Below are 12,204 nucleotides of genomic sequence, written 5' to 3'. Positions count from 1 at the left end.
AAAAGGCTCCAAATTAGATGAGGCTGGGCAGCCAGAGCGTCAGCGCCGGAATGAAGGTAATCAGTACCAGCGATACCAAAAGGGCCGCGATGAACGGAAGCGTCGCGCGCACCGCGCGAGGAAAGGAGATATCGGCCACTCGCGCCAGCACGAACAGCACCAGCCCCACCGGCGGCGTCAAAAGCCCGATCATCAGGTTGAGCACCATGATGATGCCGAACTGCACCGGGTCGACGCCGGCCTGCACGGCCAACGGCAAGAGCACCGGCGTCAGGATCGTGATCGCCGCCACGGTTTCCATGAAGCAGCCCACCACCAGCAAGATCAAATTGATCAGAATCAGGATCAAAATCGGGTTGTCGGCCACCGCCATGACGGCGCCGGCAAAGGCCGTCGGTACGCCTTCGCGGGTCAGAATCCAGGCAAAAATGGAAGATGCCGCGACGATCAAGAGCACCACCGAGGTCATTTCGATGGTTTCACGAAACACGGTGATGATCTGGCGCCAGCCGGCGCTGCGGTAAACGAGCGTGGCCAGCACCAGCACGTAGGCCACCGCCGCGATCGCACTTTCAGTGGGTGTGAAGATCCCCAGCACGATGCCGCCCACGATGATCACCGGAATCAGCAGCGATAGCGCCGCGTGCACAAAGGTCGAGGCCAGCCGCGTCAGAGAAAAGCGCGCCCCGACAGGGTAGCCGCGCCGATGCGAGATCACCGCGACCATCAGCATCAAAAGCCCCGCGATCAGAAGCCCCGGCACGATACCGGCAACGAACAGCTGGCCGATCGAGGCGCCGGCCACTACGCCGTACACCACCAGCGGCAGCGACGGCGGGATGATCGGCCCGACCGTCGAGGATGCGCCGGTGATGCCCACGGCGAAATCGACGTCATAGCCCTGTTCGCGCATCGCCTTGATCTCGACCGCGCCAAGCCCGCCGGCATCGGCGATCGCCGCCCCGGACATCCCGGCAAAGATGACCGATGCGCCCACGTTGACATGGCCAAGCCCACCGCGCATCCAACCCACCATGGAATCGGCGAAATTGAAGATACGCTCGGTCACGCCGCACACGTTCATCAGGTTGCCGGCGAGGATGAAAAACGGCACCGCCAGCAACGGGAAGCTGTCCACGCCGCCCACCATGCGCTGAATCAGGACGATATCCGGAATGCGGTCGGCGGCGAGCAGGTAGATCAGCGATGAGCCGGCCAACGCCACCGCTACCGGCGCGCCGATCAACAGCAGTACGCCAAGCGCTGCGAAAAGCAGAATGATCATAGCGGCGTTTCTCCTCGCCAGTGGCTGATTCCCTGGCGCGCGAGCCGATACGCCATCATCAAAAGGGCGGCGGCCACGAGCGTGTAGATCCACCCCTTGGAGATCGGCAGCGTGCTCATGCTGGAGTTCCAGACCCGCTGGCCCACCTGCCAGGCAAGCCAGGCTACATAGGCGAAAAAGACCGCGCTCAGCAGGTTATTGAAACCCTTCAGCCAGCACTTGCCGCGCTCGGGCAGCACCAGCTCGAGAATCTCCACGTAGATATGGCCGCGTCTCGAGGCCGCCCCGGCGGCGCCGATGAAGACCAGCAGTACCAGCAGCATACGAGCGCCCTCCTCGGTCCAGCCGATCGAGTGGTTGAACACGTAGCGCGATAGAAACTGCGCAAAGACCACGCCGCCGAGCAGTATCAGTACTCCAAGCGCCACGTGATCCTCGAAAACCCATCGAGGGGCGGGCGCATCAACCTCGGACGTGGCCGGTATAGCGTTAGCAGGTATGGCGTTAGACGAGGGCGGTGGCGCAGAGCCGGCCGCATCGTCGCGGCCGGGTGAGACATCCGCCGCCCGAGAGGTCGGGAGGTGTCTGTCCTCTGGAGAGTTCATTACTCGATCGCCTCCAGACGCTCGAGCTGTTCGGCACTCCAGCCCACGTCATCCGCGGTCAGATAAGGGCGCACCAGCGCTGCAAAGGGCTCGCGATCCACTTCGTGAACATTGGTACCGTTCTCCTCGAACCAGGTGACCAGTTCTTGCTCCTGCTGCTGAATATCCGCACTCCCCTTCTCGCCGGCCTCACGGAAGACCTCGCGAAACAGCGTCTGATCCTCTTCGGAAAGCTGCGACCAGGCGTCGCCGCTCATGATGATCGGCTGACTGTCGAAGATATGGCCGGTCAGCGAGATATCCGATTGCACCTCGTTGAACTTCATCGCCTTGATGATCGGCAGCGGGTTTTCCTGGCCGTCGACCACGCCCTGCTGCAGCGCCAAATACACTTCTGAAAACGCGATCGGCGTGGGGTTGGCGCCTACGGCGCGCGGGAACATGAGCAGAAGCGCTGCGTCAGGCACGCGAATCTTCATGCCCTGCATGTCCTCCGGCGTGAGGATGGGCTGGTTGGCGGTGACGTGGCGCTGGCCGAAGTAGATCAGACCCAGCGGCACGTGGCCGGTGGTCTCTTCGTACCCCTGAGCAAGCTCCTGAAACAGGTCGCTACGGGCGTAGGCGAGCCAATGATCGAAATCCCTGAAAACGAAGGGGGCACTGCCCAGGGCAATGGGCGGATAGGCGTTGCCGGCAAAGGCGTTACCCGTGTAGATGATGTCGACGACGCCCAGATCCAGCCCTTCGTTGAGTTCGACCTCATTACCCAGCTGTGAAGAGGGAAAGACTTCAACGGTGTGGCGGCCTTCGCTGCGCTTTTCGATCTCCTCGGCAGCCCACTGCGCCCATTGGTGATGGCTATGGCTTGCCTCGTAAATGTGTCCGAAAACGAAGTCATTGGCCTGGGCGGTCGATGCCACGGAAAGCGCCAAAAACAGCGCGGTAAGCGGATGACGTGCACGCATTGTTATCTCCTTATTAGAATGAAGAACCGACTCATGCAGTACACTTGGAATAGCAAATCAGCGCAATTTGTTTGTTTTAAAACCCATTGAAATGGCCTAAATAACTGCAAAATAAAGGTATTTATATCGACATCGAGTTTCAGGGCATGACAACAAAGACCAAAGTCGAAAAGACCAAAGCCTTATACGACGACATGCATCACTGGATACTACGCGGGCAGTATTTGCGCGGGGCCAAGCTTCCTACCGAAGCCGAGCTTTCACAACGCTATACGCTGAGCCGTAGCGCGGTCAGGGAAGTAACGGCGCGCCTCAAGGCGGAAGGCCTAATCGTCTCACGTCAGGGGGCCGGGCTCTTCGTCGCGACCCGCCCGACCACGGCGCTGGACGCGCCAAGTTTCATCGATAGCCGCCAGGATCTGGATGCGCTTTTCGATTTTCGCTTGTTGATCGAGACCGAGTCGGCAGCGCTGGCCGCACGCCGCCAGACGCCCGGCGATATCGAGCGCATTGAACAAAAGGCGCAGGCGCTTTGCGCGCTATTTCGCAAGGAACAACAGGGCACCCAGGAGGATTTCGACTTTCACCTGCAGATCGCTAAAACGTCCGGTAACAAGTTTTTGCTCAGCTCGCTTCTGGCGCTTCAAACCGGGGTCATTTTTGGCGCCCGGTTCAACCAGCCCAAATCCGAACGCGACCGTCTGCTGCATTCACGCCAGGTGGCGCAAGAGCACGCCGCGATTGTGACCGCGCTGCATCATTGCGATGAGGTGAGCGCCCGCGAGGCCATGAAACGTCATATCGAAGCGTCGCGTTTGCGCATCAAGGTGTGAGCCTCGGTGTTATTGGCTACGCTTTCAAGGCCGGGCGTGTATCCACGCGCGCGGACATTCGCTTAAATCGGGTAACGCTGCAGGGAAGGCAGCGATGCGCGACCTCGCAAGCCGACGCAAGGAGAAACGCAATGATCGAAACCGTCGCAGAGCTCGAAAACGCGAAAAAAGCGTGTCAAAAGAAGGTGAACCGCAGCTCGAGCCTTTCCGCCGGCGCCGCCATCATCCCGATTCCGGGCGTGGACATCGGCTCTGACGTGGCGATTCTTCTGCGCTTGATTCCGCAGATAAACGAGCGCTTTGGCCTTACGCCGGAGCAGATCGACGATCTGGATACCCAGTCGAAGGTCATGGTGATGACCGCGATTTCCAACGTGGGCAGCAAGATGGCGGGCAAGTACATCACCCGCAAGCTGATTATCAACCTGCTGCAGAAGATGGGTTTCAAGATCGCCGCCAAGGGGACGTCGAAATTCGTGCCGGTCATCGGCAGCGCCGTGGCCGGCACCATCAGCTACACCGCCATGAAGTACATGGGCAACAAGCATATCGAGGAGTGCTATCAGATCGCGCTCGAAACGCTGGAGCAAAAACAGGCGCTGCGCGAGCCTATCGACATCACGCCCGAACCGATCGAGGCGCCAGACGAGCCGCGCTAACGCTTGACTCCTCTCAAAACCCCACTATCCGGCGGCGCAGCGGGCGCAGGGCGAAAAAGCCCAACACCGCCAGCGCCGCCCACTCGATACCCGACGGCAACAGCGCCTGCACCTGCCCTGCCTGGCTGACCGGGTCGATACCGACGTGCGCCAGCACCGCATCGACCAGCGCGCCCAGTGCCACCGTCACCACGAAAATGCTGCCCATGTAGATCGCCAGCGCCGCGGTGCCGAGCTCGCGGCGAAAGACGGCCAGCGTGGCAAGGCTCGTGATCGGGCCGGCCAGCAAAAACACCAGCGCCATGCCCGGGGTAATACCGGCGAGCAAAAGTCCCGCGGCGATGGGCGTGGCCGCGGCGGCGCACACGTAAAGCGGAATGCCGACGAGGGCCATCAGCGCAAGCGCCAGCGGCCCTCCCGAGAGTCCGGCCAGCGCGTCCGGCGACACCCAGGCCATCAGTACGCCGGCCAGCAGCAACCCGGCAAAGATCCAGACGCTGAAATCGTCCAGCAGCTCGCTGAAGGCGTAGCGAAGCCCGGCCAGCAAGCGACCCAACAGTGTGTCGGGCGCATCATGGGTCGCGCCACTTTGGTGGTCGTGAGTATCGTGCGAGCCACAGCAGCCACCGCATGACGCTTCAGGGGCCGCCACGGCGCGCTCTTTGGTAAAGCTGACCAGAAGGCCGGTCACGATCGCGGTCACCAGGGCTCCCAGTACGCGCAACAGGGCCATCAAGGGGCCGAGCAGCGCACTGGTCAAAAAGATGGAGTCCGCCCCGACGCCGGGCGTGCTGATCAAAAACGCCGTGGTCGGGCCGCGCCCGGCCCCGCCCCGATGCAGCGCCATGGCCGTGGGAATGGCGCCGCAGGAGCACAGTGGTAGCGGCATACCGATGATTGAGGCGCGCAAAATGCTGCCCAAACCGGTACCACCCAGCCAGCGTGTGAGCATCTGCTCGGAAAGAAAGGCCTTGATCAGCCCGGCGACGAATAGCCCCAGCAGCAGCCAGGGAGCGGCACTAAGGGCAACGCTCAATAGCGCTTCGATCGTGTTCATGGCGACCTCCTGCTTGTACGTTCAGGGGAGAATGACTAGCCTAGACCCTGTAACCGTTACAGGGTCAAGCCATGAGCAATGTCTATCGCATCGGCGAGGTGGCCCAACGCACGGGCTGCTCACCGGAAAGCATCCGCCATTACGAAAAGCTCGGTTTATTGAAGCCACCCGCTCGCGGCGAGCAGGGCTATCGGTACTACAGCGACGAGGCGCTGTCGCGTATCGGCTTCATTCGCCACGGCCGAGAACTGGGGCTGGATTTGGGCACCATTCAGGAGCTTTTGACACTGTCAGATCAGCCGGAGCACAGCTGCGCCGTCGCCGACGATATCGCCAGCCGCCACTTGACGCATTTGGAAGAGCGTATTCGCGCACTGCAAGCGCTAGCCAATGAGCTGCGCCAGGTGGTCGATCAGTGCCGTGGCGGTACGGCTGCCGAGTGTCGGATCATTCAAACGCTTTACAATCTCTGATCGAAAACTCTACCAATAAAAAATAAAAACAATTCTCATGAAGATTTACACCAGATAACGGTTTTTATATCCTTTGACGTGACTTTCTATATAGCGTCCATTTATAAGGCGCATAACGTACGTTCAAGGGATCCTATGAAAACCGCACCTTTCGCCGCCAATGCGACCGTCACGGTTCTGGCCTCGAGCTGCCTGCTGTGCGCCGGTCAGGCGTTCGCACAAGCTGAAAACGAGTCTCAAACGCTCGAAACCGTGACGGTCACCGCCACCAACCTTTACGACAATGTCGGCTACACGCGGCGCAGCACCACCGCCGGCACGGGGCTTACGCTCACGCAAAGAGAGCTGCCCCAGGCGATCAGTATCGTGACCGAACAGCGCATTCGCGATCAGAACCTGGACTCCATCGAGGACGTGCTGGCCAACACCACCGGCATTTCCACCAACAAGATCGACAGCGAGCGGGTCAGCTTCAATTCACGCGGTTTTCGGATCAACAGCTATCAGTACGACGGCATTCCCACGCTCAACCGCGACGGCCGCTGGTACTTCGGCGAAGGCCGGCTCAACACCGCCATTTACGACCGCGTGGAAGTCATTCGCGGCGCCAACGGCTTGACGACCGGCTCGGGCAACCCCGGCGCCTCGGTCAACTTCGTGCGCAAGCGCGCCGATAGCCGCGAGTTCGAAGGCTCCATTTCCGGGACGCTTGGCAGCTGGGACGAGCGCGGCTCGACGGTAGATCTTTCGACCCCGCTCACCGCCTCCGGCGACGTGCGCGCGCGCTTCATCGGCGGCTACGAGGAAGGCGGCGCGTTTCTTGATCGCGAAGACAAGCGCCGCACCTTCGGCTATGGCGTGATCGATGCGGACGTCACCGACGCAACCACCGTATCACTGGGTTTTGACTACCAGGACAGCCACACCTCCTCGCCTACCTGGGGCGGGCTTCCGCTGTGGTTCGACGACGGGTCGCCGACCGACTACTCGCGCTCGTTCAGCGTCGCCCCCGACTGGTCCTACTACGATTTCGACTCCGAGAAGGTCTTCGCCGAAATTAGCCATCGGTTCGCCAACGGCTGGCAGGCGCGAGTAGTGGGCACCCACGAAGAGACGGACATGGACGGCAAGCTCGCCTACCCCTACGTGGAGGGGACGCTGCCCAGCCGTGCAGACGGCAGCGGCGTGTTCTTCTACACCGGCTGGAACCGTGGCCACCGCGAGGTCGACTCCGTCGATGCCCAAGCAAGCGGCCCCTTTAAGCTATTCGGTCGTGAGCACGAGCTGGTCGTCGGCGGAAGCTACAGCGACCAGACGAATGATTACGAAAACACCTTCATCGACGGCTTCGCGGTTGAAGATTTCAATAACTGGAACGGCACCGCGCCCAATGAAGGCTGGGCGCCGTTTGCGCCGTCCGAGGCGTCGAGCACACGCCAAAAAGCCGTCTACTCGGCGGCGCGCTTTTCGCTGGCCGAGCCGCTTTCGCTGATCGCCGGCGCGCGCTACACCGAGTGGGAAGGCATGACCCAGTTTCGCGGCCTGGACAGTCAGAGCAAGTACGAAGTCACGCCTTACGGCGGGCTGGTGTTCGATTTCGACGACACCTACTCGGCGTTTGCCAGCTACACCGAAATCTTCGAGCCGCAGAACTATCTCGACATTGGCGGCAGCTACCTCGACCCGGTCGAGGGCAAGAACTATGAAACCGGCCTCAAGGCCGCCTGGTTCGATGGCCTTTTGAACGGCTCCGTTTCCGTATTTCGCATCGAGCAGGACAACGTCGCCGCGGCCTTGCCGGGGCTTCCCGGCCAGACCGAGACGTTTTACGAAGGCGTCGACGGCATTGTCAGCGAAGGCTTCGAGGTAGAACTCAGCGGCGCGGTAACCGAGGATCTGGATTTGACCGCAGGCTACTCGCACTTTACGGCGACCTCCGATGAGGACGACTTCAATCTCAACCAGCCGCGCTCGCTGTTCAAGCTGTTTGCAAGCTACCACGTGCCCACGCTTCGTGAGCTGACGCTGGGCGGCGGCGTCAACTGGCAAAGCAGCCTGAGTGCCAGCAATCTCAGCACGCCGGCGGGCCTGCCTGAGCGCTTCGAGCAGGGCAGCTACACGCTGACCAACCTGTTCGGCCGCTATGAATTCACCCCGGCACTCAGCCTGCAGGTCAACGTGGATAACCTGTTCGACGAGAAGTACTACAGCCACGTCAACGGCTACGGCGTTTACGGCGAGCCACGCAGCTTATCTACCACGCTGCGCTACGACTTCTAGGCGCCCCGCTCTCACCGCCGCCCGGGCATGTCCCGGGCGGCGGCTTTGTTAAAGGAAACGTCCATGTACGCTCTCAAACGCCTCAAGGCGCGTGGATTCAAGCAATTTGGCCTCAAACAATTTGATCTCAAGACGCTTGGCCTGACGGCGCTGGTCGCAGCGGCTCTGCCGCTGTCGCCGTCCAGCGCCGCGGACTACCCATTGAGCATCGACCATGCGCTGGGCACCGCCGTACTCGAACAGGCGCCTGAACGTATCGCCACCGTCGCCTGGGCGAACCACGAGGTGCCGCTGGCGCTGGGCGTGGTACCGGTGGGCTTTGCCGCCGCCAACTTCGGCGACGAAAACGGCAGCGGCCTGCTGCCCTGGGTCGAGGCGCGCCTTCAAGCGCTCGATGCCCCCGCGCCGACGCTTTATGACGAAGGCGACGGCATCGACTTCGAGGCCGTCGCCGCCAGCCGCCCGGACGTGATTCTGGCCGGCTACTCCGGGCTTAGCCAAAGCGACTACGACACGCTCAGCCAGATCGCCCCGGTAGTGGGTTACCGCGAAGGCCCCTGGGCGACGAGCTGGCGCGACATGATTCGCCTGAACAGCGCCGGCATGGGCATGGCACAAGAAGGCGACGCGCTGATTGCTGAACTCGAGGCGCAGATTCGCAAGACTGCCGCGCGCTATCCGGTGCTCGACGGCAAGACCGCGATGTTCGTCACGCATCTCGACCCCAACCACCTGGGACGGATCGCCTTCTACTCGGATAACGATGCCCGCGTGCAGTTCTTCCACGATCTCGGCCTCGCCTCCCCCCAGGTGGTGCTGGATAACGCCGCCGAAGGCCAGTTTTCCGGCGCCATCAGCGCCGAGCTGATCGACGAACTCAACGACGTGGATATTCTGGTCACCTACGGCGGTGAGTCACTGCTGGATGAGCTCGAGGCCAACCCGCTCACCTCGCGCCTGCCCGCCGTAGCGAACGGCGCGGTGGTGATGCTCGACGACAGCCCCCTGGGCACCGCCGCCAACCCGACGCCGATGTCGATCGCCTGGGTACTGGATGAGTATGCAAGGCTCCTCGCCAACGCCGCGCGCAAGGCCGAGTGACGCGATGCCCGCGCGCCCGAGCGCCTACCGCCGGTACCTGGCCAAGCGCCTGACCGGCGCGGCGCTATTGGTGGTGCTTTTGATCGGGGCCGCAGCGCTTTCGATCGCGCTGGGCGCGCGAAGCGTCGGCTGGGCGGAGATTCACGCCGCGCTCACAGGCCAGGTGCAGAGCGTGGGCGACGCCGCCGTGGCCAGCCGCCTGCCGCGCACGCTGCTGGCGCTGCTCGCCGGTGCCGCACTGGGCGTGGCCGGCGGCGTCATGCAGGGGCTGACGCGCAACCCGCTGGCCGACCCGGGTCTTCTCGGCGTCAACGCCGGGGCCGCACTGGCCGTCGTGATCGGCATTGCCTGGTTCGACATGCAGACCAGCCTCGGTTTCATCATTAGCGCCCTGACCGGGGCAAGCCTTTCGGCGGTCGCGGTCTACACCATCGCAAGCCTGGGCCGCGGCGGGGCCACGCCGCTTCGCCTGGCGCTGGCCGGCGCGGCGATCACCGCCGCGCTCACATCGCTCACCACCGCCGTGATTCTGCCCCGGGGCGATATCTCGGGGCTGGTGCAGTCCTGGCTGGTCGGCGGCGTAGGCGGGGCGACCTACGGCCAGATGTTTCCCATTTTGCCCTGCCTGGCGCTGGGCTTCATCGTGTCGGTCGCCTCGGCGCGTAAGCTCAACCTGCTGGCACTGGGCGACGATACCGCCGCCGGGCTCGGCGAAAACGTCGTGCTGGCCCGAGCGATGTCGGCGATCGGCGCGGTGCTCTTGTGCGGCGCGACCACCGCGGCGTGCGGGCCGATCGGCTTCGTGGGCCTGGTCGTGCCCCACGCCTGCCGCCTGCTGGTGGGCACCGACTATCGCTGGCTGTTGCCTTTCTCCGCCCTCGGCGGGGCGATACTCCTGATGCTGGCCGACGTGGCCGGGCGGCTGGCGGCGCATCCGGCGGAGCTCGACGTGGGCATCGTCACGGCGTTCGTCGGCGCGCCGGTGTTCATCTGGATCGTGCGCCGTCGCAAGGTGGGCGCGCCATGAAGCAGGCGACCCTCACGCAGCGGGCGCATCTGAACGCGCTGCGCCGTGCCCAATCAAGGCGACGCCGGGGCGTGCTGACGCTGCTCGCCGCCGGGCTTTTGTTGGGCGTGCTGGTGACGCTCGCGCTGGGCCAGTCCTACACCCCGCTTTCCACGGTGGCGCGGGTGCTCGCCGGCATCGACGTACCGGGCGCGAGCTTCACCGTGCGCGAGCTGCGCCTGCCCCGGGCGGTGGCGTGCCTGCTCGCCGGCGCCTGCTTTGGTCTCGGCGGCGTGGCCTTCCAGACGCTCTTGCGCAACCCCTTGGCGAGTCCGGACATCATCGGCATCAGCAGCGGCGCCAGCGCCGGTGCGGTGTTTGCCATCGTCGCGCTCTCCTGGAGCGGGCCGGCGGTGGCGCTTGCGGCGGTGGCCTCGGGGCTTGGCGTGGCGCTTTCGATCTACCTGCTCTCCTGGCGCGACGGCGTGACCGGCGCTCGGCTGATCCTGATCGGCATCGGCCTTGCCGCCATGCTGCAAAGCGTAACGGCGTATCTTCTGATGCAGGCGCCGAGCTGGTCGCTGCAGGAGGCGCTTCGCTGGATCACCGGCAGCGTCAACGGCGTGCGCCTGGCGCAAGCGCTGCCGCTGGGTCTGGCGCTGACTCTGCTGGGCGGGCTGTTGCTGAGCCGACGCGCTGATCTCGACGCGCTGCGCCTGGGGGACGAGCTCGCCGCTGGGCTCGGCGTGCGCCTTGGCGTTACCCGCCTCGTCGTGGTGCTGGCGGCGGTAGGCCTGGTGGCCTTCGCCACGGCGGTGACCGGGCCGATCGCCTTCGTGGCGTTTCTTTCCGGGCCGATCGCCGCGCGCATCAACGGCCAGAACGGCTCGCTGCTCTGGTCGGCGGCGCTGGTGGGAGCGCTTTTGGTGCTCGCCAGCGACTACGCCGGGCAGTTCCTGCTGCCCGCCCGCTACCCGGTCGGCATCGTCACCGGCGTGCTGGGCGCGCCTTACCTCGTTTATCTGATCGTTCGCGACAACCAACGCAAGGGCGCCCCATGAACGCATCCTCCCTGCAGGTCGACGCGCTCACTGCCGGCTACGGCGAGCGCCGCGTGCTCGAAAACGTCAGCGTCACAGTGACGCCCGGCCATATCACCGCCATCGTCGGGGCCAACGCCTGCGGCAAGTCGACGCTGTTGCGCGTGCTCTCAAGGCTGATCACCCCGGCCAGCGGGCGCGTGCTGCTCGACGGCCACGCCATCGACGGTGTCCCTGGGCGAAAGCTCGCCCGCCAGCTCGGCTTTTTGCCGCAGTCGCCCATCGCGCCGGAAGGCATCAGCGTGCTGGAGCTGGTCAGTCGGGGCCGCCACCCCCACCAGGGGCTGTTCAAGCGCTGGAGCGCAGCGGACGAGGCGGCGGTCGCCGATGCGCTGGCCGCCACCAACCTTTGCGAGCTTGCCGAGCGCGCGGTGGACGAACTCTCTGGCGGCCAGCGCCAGCGGGTGTGGATCGCCATGGCGCTGGCCCAGCAGACCCGCGTCCTGCTGCTCGACGAGCCCACCACCTTTCTCGACATCAACCACCAGATCGACGTGCTGGATCTACTCACCGAGCTCAACCAGACCCGCGGCACTACGGTCGTGATGGTGCTCCACGAGCTGAACCTGGCCGCCCGCTACGCCGATACGCTGATCGCCATGGCGGGCGGGCGCGTGTACGCGGCGGGGCCGCCCGAAAGCGTGCTGACCGAGCAGATGGTGCGTGAGGTGTTCGGCCTGGAAAGCCGGGTCATTGACGATCCGGTGACCGGCAAGCCGATGATGATTCCGCTGGGGCGCCACGGCGGCGTAAAGGCTAAATCACGGGCCAAGGTATCGCAGCCCAATGAATTAACGCCTGAGTACGAAAACGCCCCGCAATGACGGCGGGGCGATCAAG

Annotated in this window: 12 protein-coding genes; 8 read left to right on the top strand and 4 right to left on the bottom strand. The window is 63.8% G+C overall.

Annotated elements, in window-relative coordinates; genetic code table 11:
- Positions 1 to 13: 13 nt before the first annotated feature.
- The 3 genes from OCT39_RS03790 to OCT39_RS03780 all read right to left on the bottom strand — a co-directional run bounded on the left by OCT39_RS03790 (position 14) and on the right by OCT39_RS03780 (position 2,855).
- The gene (locus OCT39_RS03790; protein ID WP_263586364.1) at positions 14 to 1,285 is read right to left on the bottom strand and encodes a TRAP transporter large permease; all 1,272 of its coding nucleotides are present in this window, start codon (positions 1,283 to 1,285) and stop codon (positions 14 to 16) included.
- Positions 1,282 to 1,713, bottom strand: a complete 432-nt coding sequence (locus OCT39_RS03785) for a TRAP transporter small permease (RefSeq protein ID WP_263586363.1) — start codon at positions 1,711 to 1,713, stop codon at positions 1,282 to 1,284. Before OCT39_RS03785 ends, OCT39_RS03790 begins: the two co-directional genes overlap by 4 nt.
- 176 nt (positions 1,714 to 1,889) lie before the next feature.
- Entirely contained in the window at positions 1,890 to 2,855 is a 966-nt protein-coding gene (locus OCT39_RS03780; RefSeq protein ID WP_263586362.1) for a sialic acid TRAP transporter substrate-binding protein SiaP, read from the bottom strand.
- A 146-nt stretch (positions 2,856 to 3,001) separates the two neighbouring features.
- Here OCT39_RS03780 and OCT39_RS03775 point away from each other — a divergent pair, with 146 nt between their 5' ends.
- Both OCT39_RS03775 and OCT39_RS03770 read left to right on the top strand, forming a co-directional pair.
- On the top strand, positions 3,002 to 3,688 hold the full coding sequence (locus OCT39_RS03775) for a FadR/GntR family transcriptional regulator (RefSeq protein WP_263586361.1): 687 nt from the start codon (positions 3,002 to 3,004) through the stop codon (positions 3,686 to 3,688).
- Positions 3,689 to 3,819: 131 nt separating this feature from the next.
- Positions 3,820 to 4,347, top strand: coding sequence for a hypothetical protein (locus OCT39_RS03770; protein ID WP_263586360.1), 528 nt, complete (start codon positions 3,820 to 3,822; stop codon positions 4,345 to 4,347).
- A 13-nt stretch (positions 4,348 to 4,360) separates the two neighbouring features.
- Here the strand turns inward: OCT39_RS03770 and OCT39_RS03765 are convergent, their stop codons facing one another.
- Entirely contained in the window at positions 4,361 to 5,404 is a 1,044-nt protein-coding gene (locus OCT39_RS03765; RefSeq protein WP_263586359.1) for an SO_0444 family Cu/Zn efflux transporter, read from the bottom strand.
- A 71-nt stretch (positions 5,405 to 5,475) separates the two neighbouring features.
- Here OCT39_RS03765 and OCT39_RS03760 point away from each other — a divergent pair, with 71 nt between their 5' ends.
- The 6 genes from OCT39_RS03760 to OCT39_RS03735 all read left to right on the top strand — a co-directional run bounded on the left by OCT39_RS03760 (position 5,476) and on the right by OCT39_RS03735 (position 12,188).
- Positions 5,476 to 5,877: a MerR family transcriptional regulator gene (locus tag OCT39_RS03760; protein ID WP_263586358.1), complete on the top strand. Its 402-nt coding sequence runs from the start codon at positions 5,476 to 5,478 to the stop codon at positions 5,875 to 5,877.
- A 135-nt stretch (positions 5,878 to 6,012) separates the two neighbouring features.
- A complete protein-coding gene (gene fhuE, locus OCT39_RS03755) occupies positions 6,013 to 8,157 on the top strand; it encodes a ferric-rhodotorulic acid/ferric-coprogen receptor FhuE (protein ID WP_263586357.1) in 2,145 nt (714 codons plus the stop codon).
- 63 nt (positions 8,158 to 8,220) lie between these two features.
- Positions 8,221 to 9,258, top strand: coding sequence for an iron-siderophore ABC transporter substrate-binding protein (locus OCT39_RS03750; RefSeq protein ID WP_263586356.1), 1,038 nt, complete (start codon positions 8,221 to 8,223; stop codon positions 9,256 to 9,258).
- Between the two features lie 4 nt (positions 9,259 to 9,262).
- On the top strand, positions 9,263 to 10,285 hold the full coding sequence (locus tag OCT39_RS03745; protein ID WP_263586355.1) for a FecCD family ABC transporter permease: 1,023 nt from the start codon (positions 9,263 to 9,265) through the stop codon (positions 10,283 to 10,285).
- Positions 10,282 to 11,325: a FecCD family ABC transporter permease gene (locus OCT39_RS03740; RefSeq protein ID WP_263586354.1), complete on the top strand. Its 1,044-nt coding sequence runs from the start codon at positions 10,282 to 10,284 to the stop codon at positions 11,323 to 11,325. Before OCT39_RS03745 ends, OCT39_RS03740 begins: the two co-directional genes overlap by 4 nt.
- Positions 11,322 to 12,188 (top strand): ABC transporter ATP-binding protein, encoded by an 867-nt coding sequence (locus OCT39_RS03735; protein WP_263586353.1) that lies wholly within the window; start codon positions 11,322 to 11,324, stop codon positions 12,186 to 12,188. Before OCT39_RS03740 ends, OCT39_RS03735 begins: the two co-directional genes overlap by 4 nt.
- Positions 12,189 to 12,204: the final 16 nt, after the last annotated feature.

The organism is Halomonas sp. GD1P12, assembly GCF_025725645.1.
Lineage (GTDB): Bacteria > Pseudomonadota > Gammaproteobacteria > Pseudomonadales > Halomonadaceae > Vreelandella.
This window is presented reverse-complemented; position numbering and strand designations above follow the sequence as displayed.

Excerpts from the sequence above, each read along its gene's own strand:
- OCT39_RS03790 (WP_263586364.1), bottom strand. The coding sequence starts at position 1,285 with ATGATCATTCTGCTTTTCGCAGCGCTTGGCGTACTGCTGTTGATCGGC.
- OCT39_RS03780 (WP_263586362.1), bottom strand. The coding sequence starts at position 2,855 with ATGCGTGCACGTCATCCGCTTACCGCGCTGTTTTTGGCGCTTTCCGTG.
- OCT39_RS03775 (WP_263586361.1), top strand. The coding sequence starts at position 3,002 with ATGACAACAAAGACCAAAGTCGAAAAGACCAAAGCCTTATACGACGAC.
- OCT39_RS03770 (WP_263586360.1), top strand. The coding sequence starts at position 3,820 with ATGATCGAAACCGTCGCAGAGCTCGAAAACGCGAAAAAAGCGTGTCAA.
- OCT39_RS03765 (WP_263586359.1), bottom strand. The coding sequence starts at position 5,404 with ATGAACACGATCGAAGCGCTATTGAGCGTTGCCCTTAGTGCCGCTCCC.
- OCT39_RS03760 (WP_263586358.1), top strand. The coding sequence starts at position 5,476 with ATGAGCAATGTCTATCGCATCGGCGAGGTGGCCCAACGCACGGGCTGC.
- fhuE (WP_263586357.1), top strand. The coding sequence starts at position 6,013 with ATGAAAACCGCACCTTTCGCCGCCAATGCGACCGTCACGGTTCTGGCC.
- OCT39_RS03750 (WP_263586356.1), top strand. The coding sequence starts at position 8,221 with ATGTACGCTCTCAAACGCCTCAAGGCGCGTGGATTCAAGCAATTTGGC.
- OCT39_RS03745 (WP_263586355.1), top strand. The coding sequence starts at position 9,263 with ATGCCCGCGCGCCCGAGCGCCTACCGCCGGTACCTGGCCAAGCGCCTG.
- OCT39_RS03740 (WP_263586354.1), top strand. The coding sequence starts at position 10,282 with ATGAAGCAGGCGACCCTCACGCAGCGGGCGCATCTGAACGCGCTGCGC.
- OCT39_RS03735 (WP_263586353.1), top strand. The coding sequence starts at position 11,322 with ATGAACGCATCCTCCCTGCAGGTCGACGCGCTCACTGCCGGCTACGGC.